Origin of the sequence: Cognatishimia sp. SS12, assembly GCF_028369055.1 — a bacterium.
Lineage (GTDB): Bacteria > Pseudomonadota > Alphaproteobacteria > Rhodobacterales > Rhodobacteraceae > Cognatishimia.
This window is the reverse complement of sequence record NZ_JAQNCZ010000004.1, coordinates 363,616-382,064: the sequence shown is the minus strand read 5'-3', so window position 1 is coordinate 382,064 and position 18,449 is coordinate 363,616. Positions and strand designations below refer to the sequence as shown.

Below are 18,449 nucleotides of genomic sequence, written 5' to 3'. Positions count from 1 at the left end.
TTTCCTCGCTACATTTTCCGCCATGTCATCACGGATTTCACGACGATCACTTTTGGCCGCGCTGGGCGGCGCGCTTGGGGCCAGTATCGCTGCGCCGCTTTGGGCGGGGCCGCCCAGTCGCTCTTTGCGCCCGGTGCCGCGACCCGGATCAGTGCCAGCGCCCGCACCCACGCTGGCCGCCGATCTGGTGGCCGGGGCGCGGCTGAACGGCGATGTGGGCTTTGCTGTGGTGCGGGTCGGAACGGGCGAGGTGCTGGAGCAATTTGGCACCGATGTGACCCTGCCGCCGGCCAGCGTGGTCAAGGCTGTCACCGCGCTTTATGCGCTGGATCGGCTGGGCGAAGCGCATCGTTTTGAGACCCGCGTTCTGGCCACGGGACCGGTGGATGAAACCGGCGAATTACAGGGTGATCTTGTGCTGGTGGGGGGCGGTGATCCGACCCTGGACACCGACGATCTTGCCAAGCTCGCCAAGGCCGTGGCGGAAAGCGGCGTGCAGCGGATCACCGGGCGGTTCCTAGTCTATGGCGGCGCGCTGCCCTTTGTGCGGGCGATTGATCCGGATCAGCCCAAGCACGTCGGCTATAGCACGGCGATTTCCGGGCTGAGCCTCAATTTCAACCGCATCTATTTTGACTGGAAGAAAACCGCTGAGGGGTATGACATCGGCATGGATGGCCGCAGTGGCAACCTGCGCCCGCCGGTCACAATGGCGGATATGCAGCTGAGCGATCGGGCCGCGCCGGTCTATGACTATCGCGATGATCCAAGCCGCGACCTCTGGAGCGTGGCGCAGAGCGCGCTTGGCAAGGAAGGTGGGCGCTGGCTGCCGACGCGCCACCCAGAATTATACGCGGGCGATGTCTTTGCCTGGCTGATGCGGGCCGAGGGCGTGGCATTGCCGCTGGTGCAGAAAACCACCAGCCTGCCCAAGGGGCGCGCGCTGGCGACGCACCGCAGCGCGCAACTCGTGGATATCCTGCGTGATATGCTGAAATATTCCACCAATCTCACAGCTGAAATGGTCGGGCTGGCCGCCTCGCAAAGCTTTGGCATCCCTGTGGCGTCCCTGCGCGGCAGCGGCGCACAGATGGGGGACTGGGCCACCGCGGCGCTGGGCATGAGGCAGGCGAAATTTGCCGATCACTCCGGCCTCAGCGATCGCTCGCGGCTGCAGGCCACTGAATTGGCGCTAGCGTTGGCTATGATTGAGCGCAAAGCCATGCTGCATCCGATCCTCAAACCCTTTGTGATGCGCGACGCCAACGGCAAACCCAGCAAGAGCCACCCGATCAAAGTGGATGCCAAGACAGGCACGTTGAATTTTGTCAGCGGTCTGGGTGGGTATCTGCGCGCGCCGGATGGCGCAGAGCTGGCCTTTGCGATTTTCTCTGCCGATTTTGCCACGCGCGACGCGCTGAGCCGGGCTGAGCGCGAACGCCCACCGGGCAGCAAAAGCTGGGCCAGCCGCGCGCGCAAGCTGCAGCGCGATTTGATCGAACGTTGGGGCGCAAGCTATGGCAGCTGACGCCCCAGAGCGCCGGCTTACAATGTGATGTGACGGGCACGTGCCCCGCGTTCAATCGCGGCGGCATGCAGGCGATCAATGTTCAGCTCATAGCGCATTTCTTCCAAAAGGCGCAGTTCGCTTTCCAAAATCAGCCCATCGGCGGCGGCGACATCACAGGCCAGCGCATAGGCGGTTTCAAACATCCGCTCCGGCAGGTTGTCGCGAATGAGGCCAAAGAGCGCGGCCAGGCCGTCCTCCTGTTCAAACAGATCAAAGACCGTCTGGCTGACCATGGTAATGCGATCATCGTCATAGTCGCCGAACACCGGCAGGTTGTTCACGGCGGACTGGATCTTGATCAGCTCGGCCGTGCGGATGTTTTCATCCGAGGCGGAAATCGCCACCATCACGGCGACGAGGCAATCCTGGGCGGTCAGCGGGTGGGTCACATCTTGGGTCATACAGGGGCCTTCTTGGCTGGGCGTTGCCCCAGCAAGATATGGGCGTGCAGAGGGCAGGGCAAGGCGCAAGCGGTTTTTCTAGCCGAATGGGCTGCGCTGCGGCTTTGCACGCGAAGAAACATTGACCCGCATGCCATCGGCTACTATGCAACGGCGGTCGCCAGCGCATGGGGCGCGGCGGCGATTTCTTGGAGATGACAATGACCGACCTGCGCGATGCCGCGATGAGTTCCAAAGCCTGGCCCTTTGAAGAAGCGCGCCGGGTACTCAAACGTTATCAAAAGCAAGCGCCGGAAAAGGGCTATGTGCTGTTTCAGACGGGCTATGGCCCCTCGGGTCTGCCGCATATCGGGACATTTGGCGAAGTGGCACGCACCACCATGGTGCGCCGCGCCTTTGAACAGATCAGCGACATCCCAACCAAGCTGATTTGTTTCTCCGACGATATGGATGGGTTCCGCAAGGTGCCGACCAACCTGCCGATGCAGGAAGAGTTGAAGGAAGACCTCAATCTGCCGCTGACCAAAGTGCGCGATCCTTTTGGCACGCACGCGGGATTTGCCCAGCACAATAACGCGCGCCTTTGCGCGTTTCTGGACAGTTATGGCTTTGAGTATGAATTTGCCTCTGCCACCGACTATTACACCAGCGGCAAATTTGACGAGGCGCTGCTGATCGCGCTGGAACGCTTTGATAAAATTCAGGAAATTATGCTGCCCACATTGGGCGCAGAACGTCAGGAAACCTATTCCTGCTTCCTACCTGTGTCCCCCAAGACCGGCCATGTGCTGCAAGTGCCGACACTGGAGCGCAACGTTGCCAAGGGCACAATCGTCTATCAGGAACCGGATGGCGAAAAGATCGAAATTCCGGTCACCGGCGGCAATGTGAAAATGCAGTGGAAGCCGGACTGGGCCATGCGCTGGGCTGCGCTGGGCGTGGATTATGAAATGTCGGGCAAAGACCTGATCGACAGCGTGACGCAATCCAGCAAGATCTGCCGTGCGCTCGGTGCCCGCCCGCCGGAAAGCCTGTCATATGAGCTGTTCAACGACGAACAGGGCCAGAAGATTTCCAAATCCAAAGGCAATGGTCTTTCGATGGAAGAATGGCTGCGCTACGCGGCACCGGAAAGCTTGCAATACTTCATGTATCTGAAGCCGAAAACTGCGAAACGGCTGTATTTTGATGTGATCCCCAAAGCAGTGGATGAATACCATCAGCAGCTGCGCGCCTTTCCGGGGCAGGATCTGAAGGCCCAGCTCAACAACCCGGTCTATCATTTGCATGGGCAGGATGCGCCGCAGTCCGACATGGTGGTGCCGTTTTCCATGCTGTTGAACCTTGCCAGCGCTTCCAGCGCCGAGGACAAGGACACAATGTGGGGCTTTATCGCCAAATACGCGCCCGAGGCCAGCGCCGAAACCCATCCGAACCTGGATCAGGCGGCGGGCTTTGCCGTGCGGTATTTCAATGATTTTGTGAAGCCGACCAAAACCTATCGCGCCCCGACAGACCAGGAGCGCGCGGCGCTGCAGGATCTGGCGGATGCGCTGCGCTCAGAAGAGGCGGCGCTGGCGGCGATTGCCAAGAAGAACGCCGCGATGGGCAATGATGATGCGCTGCCGACGGCCGATTTCAGCGATGATGATTTCCTGCAATCAGTGGTCTTTGCCGTGGGCAAAAACCATGGGTTTGAACCGCTGCGCGATTGGTTCACCGCGATCTATGAAGTGCTGCTGGGCGCGTCGCAGGGGCCGCGCTTTGGCGGGTTCATTGCGCTTTATGGCGTGGCAGAGACCATTGCGCTCATTGAGCGCGCCTTGGCGGGCGAGCTGATCTAAGCAACACCCCTAGCGAGCAGAATTGGCGGCGTGGCAAAGAGGTTTGCCGCGCCGTTTTGCTGTGATTTGGCGCGATCTCAAAGCTGGGGTATCATGGCGGGAATTCCGCACGCATACCCCAAGGAGGCACCGATGAGACGGCATATTCTGGCAGGTTTCCTGATGCTCTGGGCCGGGCTGGCCACGGCGCAATCCCCGCAGGTTGAGGCCGTGATCACAGGGCAGTTGGATGCCTTTGAGCGCGGCGATTTTGAGACGGCGTTTTCCTATGCAAGCCCCCTGATTCAAAGACAATTTGGCAATGCTGATCGCTTTGGCGTGATGGTAGAGCAGGGCTATCCGATGGTCATTGCGCCTGATCGCATCCGCTTTCTCGAACTGCGCGAGGAAGCTGGCCGCCTGTGGCAAAAGGTGCTGGTGGTGGATGCTGCGGGGACTGCCCATATGCTCGACTATCAGATGATCGAAGTCGGCAGCAGCTGGCGCATCAATGGCGTGCGCTTTCTGATGCAGGACCCGATCGCCTAACTGCGCCCCCGGCGCGCGCGCCGCAAGCCCCGTGTTAACCCCTCGTTCGTTAGCCCTGATGCCCAACCGAGGCAGCCCCGTCGGGGCGGCGCTAAGCGAAAGGGTTTTGCATGAACAAGGCGATCACGGATGGGGTGGTTTTGATGCCACCGGCATTTTCAGCGGCACTGAACATCTGGTCCACCAGTGACGGCACGCCGGGGTCAGACACCTACGCCAGCACGGGCACCGCGGCCTTTGTGCCGGCGGATGCCGACTTTGGCGGCTGCCTTGAGATGATCAAGACCGAGACCACGCAGCATCTGCGCTCGATGTCGCAAACCCCGCTGGAGCCGGGCTGTTATCTGCGCGTCACCGCCCGTGTCAAAGCGGTGAGTGGCGCGCTGCCCTCGGTGCGCATTGCCGCCTGGGCGGGCAGCAGTGGCGGCACCCATGTCAGCGGCGTGACCGAGGTCGGGCCGAGCCGCGCGCTCACCACCTATGGCGAGGTGGTCGAGGTTTCGGCCATTATCGGATCGGGCAATCGGGGCGGGGTCGATATGCCCTGGGGCACCGCCGCGACCTATGCCCATGTCGGGCTGGACCTGACCGGCGCAACCGGCGGCGTGGTGCGGATTGATGATCTGGTGGTCGAGGACCTGACCTCGGCCTTCCTGCGCGACATGATGGCCATGGTGGATGTGCGCGATTTTGGCGCGGTAGGGGATGGCGTGACCGATGACACCGCCGCTTTTGTCGCCGCCAACGCAGCCGCGAATGGGCGCACCATTCTGGTGTCGGACGGCGATTATTACCTGGCCAGCGGTGTGATCCTGAACCAGCGGGTGCGCTTTGAAGGCACGCTGACCATGCCAACGGATGCTATTCTGGACCTCACAAAGAACTTTGATCTGCCGACCTATATTGATGCGTTTGGCAATGAGCAGCGCGGGTTTGAAAAGGCGTTTCAATCGCTTTTGAACAGTGCAGACCATGAATCGCTCGACATGGGCGGGCGGCGCATCACCATCACCACACCGATGGATATGCAGGCGCTGGTGCCCAATCGCACCTCTTATGCGCAGCGTCGCCATATCGCCAACGGGCAGTTTTACGTCACCGGCACCACCGCCTGGGAACCGGATGTGGTGACATCCAATGCGACCTATTCCAGCAGCAATGCGCGCACGCTGACCAATGTGGTGAATGTGGCCAATATTCAGGTCGGCGCGCTGGTCGAGGGCAATGGCGTGGGGCGCGAGGTTTACGTGCGCTCCAAAAACGACGCGACGCAGGAAATCACCCTGAGCGCACCGCTTTACGATGCGGTTGGCACGCAGAGCTATACGTTCACGCGCTTCAAATACATCATGGATTTCTCAGGGTTTGATAAGTTGCAGCGCCTGTCGATTTCCGATGTGGAATTTCAGTGCAACAATATTGCCAGCGCGATTTTGCTCGCCCCGTCCGGCGTGGTGTTTCATCTGCGCGACAGCTGGATCACCCGCCCAGCGGATCGCGGCATCACCAGCCACGGCGAAGGCTGCCAGGGCATGTTGGTGGACCGCTGCCAGTTCCTCAGTGGCGAGGCAGATGCCCGCGCGCAGGATCGCACCACCGTGGCGATCAACACCAATGCCAATGACGTCAAACTGCGCAACAACCGCGCCACGCAGTTCAAACATTTCGCCGTGCTGGCGGGCAGCAACAATGTGGTCATTGGCAACCATTTCTTTCAGGGCGATGATCAGCCAGCGGGGGTGCGTACAGCGGGCATTCTGCTGACCCAGCCGCATTGCTCATCCACACTCACCGGCAACTATGTGGACAATTGTTCGATCGAGTGGAGCAACGAACATGAGGCCGAGCCGGATTTCACATCGGGGTTCTCGTTTTCGGCGCTCAGCATTGACGACAATGTGTTTCTGTCCGGCGATGTCGCGTCCTGGTTCAGCTATCTGGTCATCAAGCCCTATGGCACCAATCATTTCATCGGCGGGCTGAGCGTGACGGGCAACAAGTTCCGGACCATCAACGGGCCGATTGACCGTGTGGATCGGGTGGACACCACATTTGCGCCGCTGGACATGAGCAAGGGCAAGAATATCCGGGTGCAGGGCAATACATTCCATCAGATCGAAACCCCGATCTACAGCCCCTTGGTGATGGAGCATGACCAGAACTCTGCTGCGAGCAGCTGGACGGTGGACACCGGCGGGCAGCTGCCCTTTGGCGGGCAGGCGCGGGTTGTGGAAAGCGTGGTGGTGACGTCGCGGCTGCGCAATGGGGCCAATCAGACCCGCTGGGGCGCGCCCTATGTCGAGCTGCAACAGGGCAGCAACGGCGATCAGCTGCATCTAAATTGGGAAGAGGCGGTGCGCGGAAGTGTGACGCTGCGGGTGGCGATGGCCTAGGCGCTAGCGCCAGAACGCCACCCATTCAATCAGATCGGCGAATTTGCGGGCGGCCAGAAGGGCGCCGGACCCATCCAGAAAATACTGATCCGCGATCAGCGCCACGGCGATACAGCCGCCAAGAAATATCGCAATCGGATTGGTCATAAACTGCTGCGCCCCCGGGTGCGGTCCGGTCCCTTTCTTTTGGGTATGCCTGACCGCCCTCGGGGGCGCAAGATTGTTGGTGGGATTGGACTTAGCCCAGACGGCCCATTTTTGCAGCGAGATCCGCCATACGGGTGGAGAAGCCCCACTCGTTGTCATACCAGCTGAGCACGCGCACGGTGCGCCCGCCGATCACTTTGGTCTGGTCGGGGGCAAAGATGCTGCTTTCGGTGGTGTGGTTGAAGTCGATAGAGACCTTCGGCGCGGCGTCATAGCCCAGCACGCCTTTCATGGTGGTTGCGGCGGCCTCTTGCACGATGGCGTTCACGTCATCCACCGTCACATCTTTGCTGGCCACAAAGGTCAGATCAACCGCTGAAACATTCGGGGTAGGCACGCGGATTGCGGTGCCGTCCAGCTTGCCTTGCAGCTCTGGAAGCACCTCACCCAGCGCCTTGGCCGCGCCGGTGGAGGTTGGGATCATCGCCATGGCAGCAGAGCGCGCGCGGTAAAGATCGCTGTGGCGGCGGTCCAGGGTTGGCTGATCGCCGGTATAGCTGTGGATGGTGGTCATCACGCCGTTTTCAATGCCAATGGCGTCGTTCAGCACCTTGGCCAGCGGCGCGAGGCAGTTGGTGGTGCAGGAGCCATTGGAGATCATGTTGTCATTGGCACTCAGCAGGTGATCATTCACGCCAAAGACCACGGTGCGCTGCACGTTTTTCGCCGGGGCCGAAATCAGCACTTTCTTGGCACCGCGCTCCAGGTGTTTGGCGGCTTTGTGACCGTCGTTGAACTGGCCCGTGCATTCCAGCACCACGTCCACGCCGCTCCAGTCCAGCTCGTCCATGTCATAGGTCGAGAACATGCGCATCGGGCCTTGGCCCACATCCATGGTGCCGTTTTGCACCACAACCTCGTTCGGAAAGCGCCCATGCACCGAGTCATAGCGGATCAAATGCGCTGCGGTTTCCAGCGGGCCGGTGGCATTGACCTTGACGACTTTCACATCATCGCGGGCCGCTTCCGCGATCTGCATCAGGGTGCAACGGCCGATGCGGCCAAATCCGTTGATGCCTAGGGTGACGGTCATGATCTGTCCTCTCTCTGGAGCCAATGGAGTTGGGCGACCTATAGGCCCGGCGCGGGCAGGGGGAAAGGGGAAATGGAAGAGTTTTCAATATGTTATCGATAACAGTGCCGGGCCGTCACGTGTTTGCGATAACGGTGGCGACACCGTTGGCGATAACGATTTTTGTGGGGGCGCAGGCGCGTGGCTCGCGGTGGTGATGATTCTCTGGCGCGCTGGATCTGAGGGATCGGCAACTTCGGCCCACGGCGCGGTTGCGCGCGGGAGGACCGCCGCCAAGAAACGGGCAGAAAAAGCTGTGGTCAGTCGCTGACTTTGATGCGGTTCAATTGCCAGATGCTGCGCGAATAGATGATTTCGCTGCGATAGTCGGCCACGTCATCATAGGGGTAAACAATCCACAGCGGGCCTTTGGTGCGTAGGGACATTTCGGCCCCATTGTGCAGATAGGCCAAAATGGGCCCACCGGGCTGCGCATCGCTGAGGGGGATTTTCACCTCATAGTCATTGATTGCCGTGGCGGTCAGCGTGTCGCCCTCCATGCCCAGCTGCGCCACAAGCTCATGCAGGCTGACGCCGACAAATTTCTGCACCCCTTCGGTCCAGATGGTTGTGGTGGCAATTTCAGTGGCGGGCATCGCGGCGAGCATGGCGCGGTCAAACTGTGCAGCATCCGCTGCATTGGTGCGGGCAATGTCGCCAGTCACGGTCAGCACCACATCGCCAACGGGCTGGGTCAACTCATGTGCCAACGCCGGCAGCGCCAGCGCAACCGAGGTGCTGGCAGCCAGTAGCAGAGCGCGCAAAGTCATGGGTAGCCTTTCAAACAAACCAGCCTTTGGGACAGCATGTCATGGATTGGCTCGGCGGACACCTGCCCAGTCGCATTGCAACCTATCCGATTGGATATAGATCGATGACACTTTATTGTGGTGTTACTGCGCGGGTTCCGGTTTAGTGCTGAATAGTCCCGAGTGTCGCTGTTCCTTGTGTTCGGCCTTTTTATATGAACACAAGCCCCAGTTGACCCTAAAGCCGCCGTTGGATGCCATGAGAATATTGATTGCAGATGATCACGATCTGGTGCGCGAGACCATTGGCGTTTATCTGGGGGCGTCAGGGGATATTTCGGTGGAAAGCGTCAGCACCTTGCCCGAGGCGGTGGATTGCGCCCGCGCAGAGGGGCCTTTTGATCTTATTCTGCTCGATTATCAAATGCCGGGCATGTTCGGGCTGGAGGGGCTGGAGCGCGCGCTTGCGGCCAATCCGGGCGGTAAAATTGCGCTGATATCGGGCAATGCGCCCCAGGCCGTGGCGCGGCAGGCGTTGGAAAAAGGGGCCAGTGGCTTTCTTCCCAAAACCATGAGCGCCCAGAAGATGATGCAGGCTGTGCGCCATATGGCGGCGGGCGATGTCTATTTTCCCGCAGGGCTGTTTGAAGAGGACAGCCCGGCAGATACGCTTGTCAAATTGCTGAGCCGTCGCGAATTTGAGGTGCTTGGCGGTCTGTGCCGGGGGCTGTCCAACAAAGAAATCGCCCGCGAGCTGGACCTCAAGGAGGTCACGATCAAATTGCACGTGCGCACGCTGAGCAAAAAGCTCAATGCCAAAAATCGCACCCATGCTGCCATGATCGCCCGCGACGCGGGGCTGCTCTGAGTGTATTTTGTGCTTCAGTGCACGCACAGCGCGAATTTTTCCGTCTGAGTTGCGACAAAAGGTTTTCATTCGCCTGAGATGCTTTTAGGTTGCCCAAAAATTCTATTGAGGCACACATGAAGCGTTTTCTTTCAAGTCTGGGGCTTGTTCTTCTGTCCCTTGGCGCGACCGCGCCTTCCGCTGAGGCCGAACAGCTGGGCTATGGCCGCCTTTTGGTAAATGATTTCTTCGGCGACGGGCATGACCGCTGGCGCACAGGCTCCATCGTGGGCAGCCATGTGTTTGGCCCGTCGTGGTCGGGCGCACTGCCGGAGAGCTTTGGCGAGGTGATCGAACTTCGGATCTTGGGGCAGATTATTGCGCCGGAAAACCTCGCCATGCCGTCGCCGGTTGACCGCAGCTATGCGGGGGCGATTTCGGTGGGCGCGCATACGCATTTTCAGCAACGTGGTCTGGAATTTGCGCTTGGCGCGGATGTGACCTTTACCGGCCCGCAAACCGGCCTTGGGGATTTCCAAAGCTGGCTGCACGGGCAGTTTGATTTTGTCGGCCCGTCCAGCACCGTGCTGAACAGCCAGATTGGCAATGCGGTGCATCTGGATGCGGTGGCCGAAGTGGGCCACAGCTATCAGCTGGGCCAGATGGCCACGGCGCGCCCCTTTCTCGAAGCACGCGCCGGCACTGAAACTCTGGTCCGCGCGGGTGTGGACGTGACCTTTGGCACAATGACCAACGGATCGCTTCTGGTGCGCGATCCCGTATCCGGCCAGCGCTACCGCGCCATTGAAGGCGGCGAAACCGGCGTTTCCTTTGTTGTCGGGGCTGATATCGCCTATGTGGACAGCAGCGTCTTTATTCCCGGCAATAGCGCGGCGGTGATGGAAGACAGCCGCCACCGCCTGCGGGCCGGTCTGTTGTGGCAGGGCGAAAGCCACAGCATTTACTATGGGGCGAGCTATTTGAGCCCGGAATTCACAAGTCAGGACGAAGGCCAGATCGTGGGCGCGTTGCGCGTGAAGATCGACTTCTGACCCCACGGCGCTGTTGCCGTTGACTCAAGGTCAACACCCTAATCTCAAACGGTGATTCGTTTTGGGCTTCCCAGAGCGAATCACTTTTGCTACTCTGGCCTCAATAAGAAAAATTGAGGCAGGATACAGGCACATGGGGGCGGGCTTTCTCGGCACGTTCGTCATTTCCTGGTCGCAAACGGAAGTCGATGGTCTGCGGGCCGCACCTATAAGCGCGATTGAGCAAGGCGCGGTGTGGTCCTGGCAGGGCGAGGTTGTGCGGGTCGATGGCCCGACAGAATTGTTGCGATTGGCAAGGGGCGAAAGCGAAGTGATGTTGCGGCGCAAGGCGGCGCGCATGGTGCGTAAGCTTGTCGGCGCGGCCCTGACCCAAACCACCCAGATTGATCAGGTCGAAACTGACGAACCAATGGCCGACAGCTGTATTGTCGTCACGGACGGGCAGACCAGCTATACGCTGACGCTGATCGAGGTCGATGGCGCTGCGCCTTTGGTGATGTTCCTGGATGCCATCCCGCCAAAGGGCGCAGATTTGTGGGTTGTGCATCACACGTTGCGCGCCCGCGGCGATGATCCGGCCGACCCGGATGGGGCGCGGGTGATCTGTTTTACCCCCGGCACGTTGATCAACACGGCGGCCGGTCCCAAGCGGATCGAGCTGTTGCGCGAAGGCGACTACATTCAGACCAAAGACAATGGCTTGCAGGAAGTGCAGTGGATCGGCAGCCGCAAGATGACCGGCGCGCGGCTCTTTGCTTTGCCCAAGCTGCGGCCCATCCGCATCAAACCCGGCGCGCTGGGGCCAAACTGGCCACGCCGCGAATTGATCGTTTCGCCTGAACACCGCATTCTGGTGCGCGGCGAGGTGGCGCGCACCTTGTTTAATACGCCCGAAGTGCTGGTTACGGCACGACAGCTTGAGAATGGTCATAGCATCAGCACCGATTATCGCCTGCGCGAAGTCACCTATATGCATCTGCTGATGCCCCGGCATGAAATCCTCTTTGCCAATGGGGTGGAAACCGAAAGCTTCCATCCGGCGGATGCCGAGATGGGCGCGCTGGCCGATGAGGACCGCAGCCGGCTGTTGCTGATCAACCCCGAGTTCGCGCATCGCCCCTTTGCCTATGGCGATCACGCGCGCCGGCAGTTGACCGCCTCTGAGGCGGCGATCCTGCGGCATGAAGCGGCCTAGGCAATTTATCAGCGCACTCGGCGTCTGACCCTGTTGACTCTGCCAAAACGCCGCGTATAAGCGCGGCTTCATTGGTGTTGGTGGCCCCCGCAAGGGGATCCCTGTCATCCCGGCCAAATCCGGGAAGAGGACAACGCCCTTCGAAACCATAAACGAAGGAGACCAGCCGTGACCAAACGCACGTCTGCCAAGTATAAAATCGATCGCCGCATGGGCGAAAACATCTGGGGCCGTCCAAAGTCCCCTGTAAACCGTCGCGAATATGGCCCCGGCCAGCACGGTCAGCGCCGCAAAGGCAAACTTTCCGACTTCGGTATCCAGCTGCGCGCCAAGCAGAAGCTTAAAGGCTACTACGGCGACCTGACCGAGAAACAATTCCGCCGCATCTATGGTGAAGCTGTGCGTCTGAAAGGCGACACCGGTGAAAACCTGATCGGCCTGCTGGAGCGTCGTCTGGACGCGGTTGTATATCGCGCGAAATTCGTGCCAACCGTCTTTGCTGCGCGTCAGTTCGTGAACCACGGCCACGTCAAAGTGAACGGCAAGAAAGTGAACATCCCATCCTACCGCGTCAAAGAAGGCGACGTGATCGAGGTGCGTGATCGTTCCAAGCAGCTGACCGTTCTGCTGGAAGCCGTTCAACTGGCAGAGCGCGATGTGCCTGACTACATCGACGCCGACCACTCCAAAATGACCGCGACTTTCGTGCGCGCGCCTGGCCTGGCCGACGTGCCATACCCGGTGATGATGGAGCCAAACCTGGTGGTTGAATTCTACGCGAAGAACTAATCTTCGCCGCACCACAAGAATTCTGGAAAACCGCGCTGCCTGCCAGCGCGGTTTTTCTTTGCCTAAAGCATGCGTTTGGCGGTGGCGCGCAGATGCCGCAAATCGGTGCCGCAGCAGCCGCCTAGGATGCGCAGGCCGCTATGGCCTGCTTTCAGCGCCGCCAATTGCTGGCTCAGCTCTTCGGGGTCGCCATCATCCAAGGTTTCGCAGGCGTCCAGCTCTGCGTGGCTCTGGCGCGAGGCATTGGCGACAAAGCCCGTCAGTTTGCTTTCCCATGCCCCGCCGTCCAGCGCCTCGGCCAGATGATCGGGATGGGCGCAATTGACCATGATCGCTGCGGGCGCAGCGGCGGCATGAAGCGTTTCGACCGCCTCTGACAGGGCCGTGCCATCGGCCAGACGCCCGTCGGTCTCCACCGTATAGGAAATCAGCGCCGGGATACCGATGCGCGCGGCTTCGCTGGCGATGCCAATCGCCTCGCCGCTGGCCCCCAGCGTATAGGCGCTGACCACATCAGCCCCGGCGTCTTTGGCGGCCTGAATTTGCGGGCGATGATAAGTGGCGGCCGCATCATGGGCCGCCATGCCGGGTTTGTAGCCATCGCCCTGTGGGCCGATCTGCACGCTGATGAGCGCCGATACATCCGGGTGTTTGTCGGCCACACCCCGCACCAGGGCCACCGCATCCCGCGTCACGCGCGGCAGATCCTCGGCGCCATAGCCCACGGCGCTGGCGCGATCCGGGTTGGCCATCCAGGTCGGTGTATCAAGGATCACGCCTACACCCGTATCGCGGCCAATGCCAATCAGCGCTTCGTAATAGGCCTGAAGGCGCTCTCGCCCTTCGGCGGTATCCACCATGGGAAAGGCGGCAAACTCCGGCAGATCAACGCCCTTGTTGAATATCAGATCGGTTTCCATTCCGGTCCAGGCAATCCAGGAAGGGCTGCTGGACAGCGGTGTCGCATGGGTCATGGGGCTTCCTCCGTCTGTCGTGTGATGGGGCGGAGTATACCATAAAACACGCGGGCGCAGTGCGGGGTGGCACAGTGTCAGGCGCGGGTCAGACTTTTGCGGTAGTCGGTCGGCGTCTGCCCGGTGAGGTCCAGAAAGGCCGCATTGAAGGCCGAGAGCGAATTGTAGCCCACCGCAAAGGCGATCTCTGTCACAGGCCGATCCGATGTCGCCAGCGCTTCGATGGCGCGGCTCATGCGCAGGCGGCGCTGCGCCTGCCGCCAGGTCATGCCCAGATCGTCGGCAAAGCGCCGCGCCAGAGAGCGCGGGCTGAGGCCAACCCCGCGGGCGATCGCTTCAAAGCTTGGGGCCTGATCCAAGGCCGCCTCGGTCATTGCAAGGGCTTGCTGAAGGGCGGGGTTACTTGGCGCTGGCAGCACGGCGGGGGAGGGCGTGCGCGCCAAACGCCAACTGACCGCTGCCACCGTGTCAAACAATTGCCTCCCATAGTCATCCAGATCGGCTTCCGGCCCATAAGGCCGGCAGGCATGGATCAACTCGCGCGCCAGCGGTGTCACTTCAAACACCGACAGCGGCGCATCGGGTTCGGCAAACCAGTCCGGGTCAAACAGCAGCGAACATGTGGTCAACGCCCGCACCACGGTGATGTTGATGTCACAGCCTGCCCGGATCAACGCCGCGCGTGCGGGCGGCAGGCTCCAGCCGCGGTTGCCTGCACTCAGCCGAACAGCGCCATGGCTATTGTACAGCAGGTAATGCCGGTCCAGCCGCAGGGTTTTCTGCGGCTCCGGATCGAAATTGGCGACAAAGGCATAGGCTGCGGGGGCAGCGGGGCTGTTGGTCATAGGGGCAGTTTAGGGCAATCACTCTGCTGGGGCGAGCGCCTCGGCCACAAAGCGGCGCGAGTTGGGCGGGCCAGACATAAGAGGCGCAAGCGCCGCGCCAAGCCCCTTGAACAGCGGCGAGGCCAGATAGGCCGCAAAGGCGCTTTCGCTCTGCCATTCCTGCAGCAGCGTCAGGTCGGGGCTCGTATCGGTCTCCGACAGAATGCGAAAGCCAAGGTTGCCGGGCTGCCTGCGGATATCTGGCAGCACCTGTTCAAGCGCCGCGCGCGCGGCGGGTTTGCTGTCCGGGGTGAGCGGGATGTCGACAATGGCAATCAGCATGGGGTCTCCTGTGGTTGGGTGGGTTTGGTGAAGATGTAGCCGCGCGAAATGCGCGCAGGCACGCCGGTCTCAAAGCGCAGAATGCGCGACAGGCGCAGCCCGGCCCGCGCTGCCATGGCGCAGACGTCGTCCTGGCGGAACCAGCGATGCCGCCACTTCAGCCAGATAACAATCTGGCAGATGTGGGGATGCGACACCGCCAGGATCACCGTGCCGCCGGGCCGCGTCAGCGCAGCGATCTGCTGCAGGGCGGTTTCTGGGCTGGGGCAATGTTCGATCACATGCCCGGCCAGCGTGACGTCAAACCCGCATTGCGGACGATAGTCCGCCAATAGCGCCTGCTCCGTTTCGATCTGCGTGGTGGCCGGCAGGGCAGCCCGCGCCGTTTGCAACATCGCCGCTGAGGTATCCAGCAACACATGCCGCTTGGGCGCGCCAAAGCGCGCGTAAAACGCCTGCGAGAGCGCGCCGCTGCCTGCGCCCACATCACAGAGGCTGCCGGTGTGGCGCGGCGCGGCCGCCGCCATCAGCGCCGCATAGGCTGGCGTAAACCCAAGCGCGCTGAGGCGGGTGGCCCATCGGGGCGCGGCCTGATCATATTGCTCTTGCAACGTCATGGGGTGGGTCCCTGTTTGGCACCGTTGTTGTGAGGCCTGCAGTGTTGCAGCGCGCTGATGGTTTCGCTTGCCCCGGCGCGCCAAATCTGCGCGTCAAACGGACAGATCCGCGCAAACCCGGCAGCAAGGCAACAGCTTGGCGGCGATGTCGCAATTGGTGCAATTTCGGTTTTCTCTCGCCGGGAACCGAACTAGAACGAGCAGGAACAGAAGGAATGCACCCATGAGCAAGCTTGAGCCGCAGCCAGGGATTATGGAAATCGCGCTATATCAAAGTGGCGCATCGAGCATTGATGGGGTCAGTGACATTCTGAAACTGTCCTCAAACGAAAATCCCTATGGGGCAGGCGATGCCGCGAAAGAGGCGTTTCGCAAGGCGGGGCAGAACCTGCACCGCTATCCCGGCACCGATCATGCCAAGCTGCGCAACGCCATTGCCGAGGTGCACGGTCTGAACGCGGCGCAGATCATCTGCGGGGTCGGCTCTGATGAAGTGCTGCAGTTTGTGACGCAATGCTTTGCCGGGCCGGGCGATGAGGTGATCTACACCGAACACGGGTTCTCGATGTACCCGATTCTGGCGCATGCCTGTGGCGCAACCCCAATTAAGGTCCCCGAGCGCGAGCGTGTGGTCGATGTCGACGCCATTCTGAACGCTTGCACCGCGCGCACCAAGATCGTCTTTATCGCCAATCCGGCCAACCCGACCGGAACAATGATTGGCGGCAACGAGGTGGCGCGTTTGGCCGATGGTTTGCCGGAGGGCGCCATTTTGGTGCACGACGGGGCCTATGCGGAATTTGTCGAGGGGTTTGACGGCGGCGCGGCGCTGGTTGAAAGCCGGGAGAATGTCATCGTGACCCGCACCTTTTCCAAGATTTACGGGCTGGGCGGGCTTCGGGTCGGCTGGGGCTATGCGCCGCAGGCGATCATTGACGTGCTGAACCGTGTCCGCCAGCCTTTCAACCTGTCGGACATGCAGCTTGTGGTGGCGGAAGCCGCCATTCGCGACACCGATTATGTGGCGCGTTGCCGCGCGGACAATGCCCGTTGGCGCGCCTGGCTGGCCGAAGCGCTGGCCGAGCTGGGCATCCCGTCTGATACCTCTTGCACCAATTTCATTCTGGCGCGCTTTGCCTCCGAAGCCGAAGCCCACGCCTGTGACGACCATCTGAAAGCGCAGGGCATTATCGTGCGCCGCGTCGGCGGCTATGGGCTGCCTCATTGTCTGCGCATCACCGTCGGCGATGAATCCGGCTGTCGCCGCGTGGCCCATGCGGTCAAAAGCTTTAAGGAGCAGGCGGCATGAGCGCCCCGGCCACACAGGCGGCACCGCTGTATGATCGCGTGGCGCTGATTGGGCTGGGGCTGATTGCCTCCTCCATGTTCTGGGCGATCAAACGCGCAGGGCTGGCGGGCGAAGTCACTGGCTATGCCCGCAGTCAGAACACCCGCGACACCGCGCGCCGCATTGGCCTCTGCGACCGGGTCTGTGACAGCGCGGTTGAAGCGGTGAAAGAGGCGGACCTTGTGGTGCTTTGCGTGCCGGTTGGCGTGATGGGCGCAGTGGCCGCAGAGATCGCCCCGGCGCTCAAACCCGGCGCGACGGTGTCGGATGTCGGATCGGTCAAACGCGCCGTGATCGAGGCAGTGGGCCCTGAACTGCCGGCCCATGTGCATTTCGTGCCCGCGCACCCGCTGGCGGGCACCGAGTATTCCGGTCCGGAATCGGGCTTTGCCACGCTTTTTGACAATCGCTGGTGCCTGATGATCACCGATGAGACCACGGACCGTCCCGCCGCGGACCGGCTGGTAGAGTTCTGGAAGGGGCTTGGCTCCAAGGTCGATGAGATGGACGCCGACCACCATGATCTGGTGCTGGCTGTCACCTCGCATACGCCGCACCTCATTGCCTATACGATGGTGGGGGTCGCGGATGACCTGCGCCGGGTGTCGGAAAGCGAAGTCATTCAATATTCGGCCACGGGCTTTCGCGATTTCACACGCATCGCAGCGAGCGATCCGACCATGTGGCGCGATGTCTTTTTGGCCAATAAGGATGCGACGCTGGAAATTCTGGGGCGCTTCACCGAAGAGCTCTTTGCCCTGCAGCGGGCGATCCGGCAGGGCGATGGCGACCATCTGCACGCTTATTTCACCCGCACGCGCGCCATTCGCCGTGGCATCATCGAGGCCGGCCAGGACACGGACGCCCCAGATTTTGGCCGGGGTCCGGCCGAGTGACGTGGCAGGGTGCCCAGCACGCGATCGCAGCGCTAACCGCGCTGATCCTGCTGGGGACCGATATGGCTGCCGCCAACGCGCCGAGCCGATCCCTGCGCCCAGTGGCACGCGAAGATGTCTTTCCGCCCGCTTTGCCCGCGCTCGCGCCCTATGTGTCCTTGCGCCCAAGACAGCGGCCCCAGACCCTGGCAGTTGCCCCGCAACAGTTGCCGCGCGCGGTGATCCCCAAACCAGAGCGCCAGCAGAATGCTGTGCAGCGCAAACAGGCCGGCATCGGCCGTGTCTGCGGCAATCGCGCGCTGCTGGGCACCGAAGTGGGCACGGTGCCCGCGCGGCTGCGCGGCTGCGGCGTGCGCAAGGCGGTCAAACTGCACAGCGTGTCGGGCGTGGCGCTGTCGACCCCGGCAGTAATGGAATGTGATACCGCCCATGCGTTGAAATCCTGGGTCGACCGGGGCGTCACCCGCGCCGTGGGCCGCACCGGCGGCGGGGTGGTGAAATTGCAAGTGGCTGCAGGCTATTCCTGCCGCACCCGCAACAATCGCCCCGGCGCAAAAATTTCAGAACACGGCAAGGGGCGCGCCATTGATATCTCGGCCTTCCACCTGAAAAACGGGGACCGTATTTCGGTTCTCAAAGATTGGGGGCGCGGCAAGAAAGGGCGTATTTTGAAGGCGCTGCACAAATCTGCCTGCGGGCCGTTTGGCACCGTCTTGGGACCAAATGCCGACAAATATCACCGCGACCATTTCCATTTTGATGTCGCGCGTCACCGCAGCGGGCCCTATTGCCGCTGACCGC

19 protein-coding genes are annotated in these 18,449 nt (G+C 61.3%); 11 read left to right on the top strand and 8 right to left on the bottom strand.

Annotation, left to right across the window (positions count from 1 at the left end; translation table 11 throughout):
- Window positions 1–22 precede the first annotated feature (22 nt).
- A complete protein-coding gene (locus N6L24_RS11355) occupies window positions 23–1,528 on the top strand; it encodes a D-alanyl-D-alanine carboxypeptidase/D-alanyl-D-alanine-endopeptidase (RefSeq protein WP_271844792.1) in 1,506 nt (501 codons plus the stop codon).
- 17 nt (window positions 1,529–1,545) lie between these two features.
- Here N6L24_RS11355 and N6L24_RS11350 read toward each other — a convergent pair whose 3' ends face one another.
- A complete protein-coding gene (locus tag N6L24_RS11350; RefSeq protein ID WP_271844791.1) occupies window positions 1,546–1,971 on the bottom strand; it encodes a tellurite resistance TerB family protein in 426 nt (141 codons plus the stop codon).
- A gap of 200 nt (window positions 1,972–2,171) precedes the next feature.
- Here N6L24_RS11350 and N6L24_RS11345 point away from each other — a divergent pair, with 200 nt between their 5' ends.
- From N6L24_RS11345 to N6L24_RS11335, 3 genes are all read left to right on the top strand, one after another.
- Entirely contained in the window at window positions 2,172–3,815 is a 1,644-nt protein-coding gene (locus N6L24_RS11345) for a lysine--tRNA ligase (RefSeq protein ID WP_271844790.1), read from the top strand.
- Between the two features lie 132 nt (window positions 3,816–3,947).
- On the top strand, window positions 3,948–4,343 hold the full coding sequence (locus N6L24_RS11340) for a DUF4864 domain-containing protein (protein ID WP_271844789.1): 396 nt from the start codon (window positions 3,948–3,950) through the stop codon (window positions 4,341–4,343).
- Window positions 4,344–4,453: 110 nt separating this feature from the next.
- On the top strand, window positions 4,454–6,736 hold the full coding sequence (locus N6L24_RS11335; RefSeq protein WP_271844788.1) for a glycosyl hydrolase family 28-related protein: 2,283 nt from the start codon (window positions 4,454–4,456) through the stop codon (window positions 6,734–6,736).
- 3 nt (window positions 6,737–6,739) lie between these two features.
- On the opposite strand, the gene N6L24_RS11330 is transcribed toward N6L24_RS11335, so the two are convergent.
- The 3 genes from N6L24_RS11330 to N6L24_RS11320 all read right to left on the bottom strand — a co-directional run bounded on the left by N6L24_RS11330 (window position 6,740) and on the right by N6L24_RS11320 (window position 8,785).
- Window positions 6,740–6,883, bottom strand: a complete 144-nt coding sequence (locus tag N6L24_RS11330; RefSeq protein ID WP_271844787.1) for a hypothetical protein — start codon at window positions 6,881–6,883, stop codon at window positions 6,740–6,742.
- A 91-nt stretch (window positions 6,884–6,974) separates the two neighbouring features.
- A complete protein-coding gene (gene gap / locus N6L24_RS11325) occupies window positions 6,975–7,976 on the bottom strand; it encodes a type I glyceraldehyde-3-phosphate dehydrogenase (protein ID WP_271844786.1) in 1,002 nt (333 codons plus the stop codon).
- Window positions 7,977–8,275: 299 nt separating this feature from the next.
- Window positions 8,276–8,785: an oxidoreductase gene (locus N6L24_RS11320; protein ID WP_271844785.1), complete on the bottom strand. Its 510-nt coding sequence runs from the start codon at window positions 8,783–8,785 to the stop codon at window positions 8,276–8,278.
- A gap of 238 nt (window positions 8,786–9,023) precedes the next feature.
- On the opposite strand from N6L24_RS11320, the gene N6L24_RS11315 reads away from it, so the two are divergent.
- From N6L24_RS11315 to rpsD, 4 genes are all read left to right on the top strand, one after another.
- Window positions 9,024–9,632 (top strand): response regulator, encoded by a 609-nt coding sequence (locus N6L24_RS11315; RefSeq protein WP_271844784.1) that lies wholly within the window; start codon window positions 9,024–9,026, stop codon window positions 9,630–9,632.
- 116 nt (window positions 9,633–9,748) lie between these two features.
- Window positions 9,749–10,663: a lipid A-modifier LpxR family protein gene (locus tag N6L24_RS11310; protein ID WP_271844783.1), complete on the top strand. Its 915-nt coding sequence runs from the start codon at window positions 9,749–9,751 to the stop codon at window positions 10,661–10,663.
- 133 nt (window positions 10,664–10,796) lie between these two features.
- The gene (locus tag N6L24_RS11305) at window positions 10,797–11,858 is read left to right on the top strand and encodes a Hint domain-containing protein (protein ID WP_271844782.1); all 1,062 of its coding nucleotides are present in this window, start codon (window positions 10,797–10,799) and stop codon (window positions 11,856–11,858) included.
- A gap of 168 nt (window positions 11,859–12,026) precedes the next feature.
- Window positions 12,027–12,647, top strand: a complete 621-nt coding sequence (gene rpsD / locus N6L24_RS11300) for a 30S ribosomal protein S4 (protein ID WP_271844781.1) — start codon at window positions 12,027–12,029, stop codon at window positions 12,645–12,647.
- Between the two features lie 62 nt (window positions 12,648–12,709).
- Here the strand turns inward: rpsD and N6L24_RS11295 are convergent, their stop codons facing one another.
- The 4 genes from N6L24_RS11295 to N6L24_RS11280 all read right to left on the bottom strand — a co-directional run bounded on the left by N6L24_RS11295 (window position 12,710) and on the right by N6L24_RS11280 (window position 15,404).
- Window positions 12,710–13,621, bottom strand: coding sequence for a homocysteine S-methyltransferase family protein (locus N6L24_RS11295; RefSeq protein WP_271844780.1), 912 nt, complete (start codon window positions 13,619–13,621; stop codon window positions 12,710–12,712).
- A gap of 77 nt (window positions 13,622–13,698) precedes the next feature.
- The gene (locus N6L24_RS11290; RefSeq protein ID WP_271844779.1) at window positions 13,699–14,466 is read right to left on the bottom strand and encodes a helix-turn-helix domain-containing protein; all 768 of its coding nucleotides are present in this window, start codon (window positions 14,464–14,466) and stop codon (window positions 13,699–13,701) included.
- An 18-nt stretch (window positions 14,467–14,484) separates the two neighbouring features.
- Entirely contained in the window at window positions 14,485–14,787 is a 303-nt protein-coding gene (locus N6L24_RS11285) for a putative quinol monooxygenase (protein WP_271844778.1), read from the bottom strand.
- Window positions 14,781–15,404 (bottom strand): class I SAM-dependent methyltransferase, encoded by a 624-nt coding sequence (locus tag N6L24_RS11280; RefSeq protein WP_271844777.1) that lies wholly within the window; start codon window positions 15,402–15,404, stop codon window positions 14,781–14,783. Before N6L24_RS11280 ends, N6L24_RS11285 begins: the two co-directional genes overlap by 7 nt.
- Before the next feature lie 223 nt (window positions 15,405–15,627).
- Here N6L24_RS11280 and hisC point away from each other — a divergent pair, with 223 nt between their 5' ends.
- From hisC to N6L24_RS11265, 3 genes are read left to right on the top strand one after another with little or no spacing between them, the layout of a single operon-like run.
- Complete coding sequence (gene hisC / locus N6L24_RS11275) at window positions 15,628–16,713, top strand: histidinol-phosphate transaminase (RefSeq protein ID WP_271844776.1); 1,086 nt, start codon at window positions 15,628–15,630, stop codon at window positions 16,711–16,713.
- Window positions 16,710–17,648: a prephenate/arogenate dehydrogenase family protein gene (locus N6L24_RS11270; protein ID WP_271844775.1), complete on the top strand. Its 939-nt coding sequence runs from the start codon at window positions 16,710–16,712 to the stop codon at window positions 17,646–17,648. Before hisC ends, N6L24_RS11270 begins: the two co-directional genes overlap by 4 nt.
- A complete protein-coding gene (locus N6L24_RS11265; RefSeq protein ID WP_271844774.1) occupies window positions 17,645–18,445 on the top strand; it encodes an extensin-like domain-containing protein in 801 nt (266 codons plus the stop codon). Before N6L24_RS11270 ends, N6L24_RS11265 begins: the two co-directional genes overlap by 4 nt.
- Window positions 18,446–18,449: the final 4 nt, after the last annotated feature.

Excerpts from the sequence above, each read along its gene's own strand:
- N6L24_RS11355 (WP_271844792.1), top strand. The coding sequence starts at position 23 with ATGTCATCACGGATTTCACGACGATCACTTTTGGCCGCGCTGGGCGGC.
- N6L24_RS11350 (WP_271844791.1), bottom strand. The coding sequence starts at position 1,971 with ATGACCCAAGATGTGACCCACCCGCTGACCGCCCAGGATTGCCTCGTC.
- N6L24_RS11345 (WP_271844790.1), top strand. The coding sequence starts at position 2,172 with ATGACCGACCTGCGCGATGCCGCGATGAGTTCCAAAGCCTGGCCCTTT.
- N6L24_RS11340 (WP_271844789.1), top strand. The coding sequence starts at position 3,948 with ATGAGACGGCATATTCTGGCAGGTTTCCTGATGCTCTGGGCCGGGCTG.
- N6L24_RS11335 (WP_271844788.1), top strand. The coding sequence starts at position 4,454 with ATGAACAAGGCGATCACGGATGGGGTGGTTTTGATGCCACCGGCATTT.
- N6L24_RS11330 (WP_271844787.1), bottom strand. The coding sequence starts at position 6,883 with ATGACCAATCCGATTGCGATATTTCTTGGCGGCTGTATCGCCGTGGCG.
- gap (WP_271844786.1), bottom strand. The coding sequence starts at position 7,976 with ATGACCGTCACCCTAGGCATCAACGGATTTGGCCGCATCGGCCGTTGC.
- N6L24_RS11320 (WP_271844785.1), bottom strand. The coding sequence starts at position 8,785 with ATGACTTTGCGCGCTCTGCTACTGGCTGCCAGCACCTCGGTTGCGCTG.
- N6L24_RS11315 (WP_271844784.1), top strand. The coding sequence starts at position 9,024 with ATGAGAATATTGATTGCAGATGATCACGATCTGGTGCGCGAGACCATT.
- N6L24_RS11310 (WP_271844783.1), top strand. The coding sequence starts at position 9,749 with ATGAAGCGTTTTCTTTCAAGTCTGGGGCTTGTTCTTCTGTCCCTTGGC.
- N6L24_RS11305 (WP_271844782.1), top strand. The coding sequence starts at position 10,797 with ATGGGGGCGGGCTTTCTCGGCACGTTCGTCATTTCCTGGTCGCAAACG.
- N6L24_RS11295 (WP_271844780.1), bottom strand. The coding sequence starts at position 13,621 with ATGACCCATGCGACACCGCTGTCCAGCAGCCCTTCCTGGATTGCCTGG.
- N6L24_RS11290 (WP_271844779.1), bottom strand. The coding sequence starts at position 14,466 with ATGACCAACAGCCCCGCTGCCCCCGCAGCCTATGCCTTTGTCGCCAAT.
- N6L24_RS11285 (WP_271844778.1), bottom strand. The coding sequence starts at position 14,787 with ATGCTGATTGCCATTGTCGACATCCCGCTCACCCCGGACAGCAAACCC.
- N6L24_RS11280 (WP_271844777.1), bottom strand. The coding sequence starts at position 15,404 with ATGACGTTGCAAGAGCAATATGATCAGGCCGCGCCCCGATGGGCCACC.
- hisC (WP_271844776.1), top strand. The coding sequence starts at position 15,628 with ATGAGCAAGCTTGAGCCGCAGCCAGGGATTATGGAAATCGCGCTATAT.
- N6L24_RS11270 (WP_271844775.1), top strand. The coding sequence starts at position 16,710 with ATGAGCGCCCCGGCCACACAGGCGGCACCGCTGTATGATCGCGTGGCG.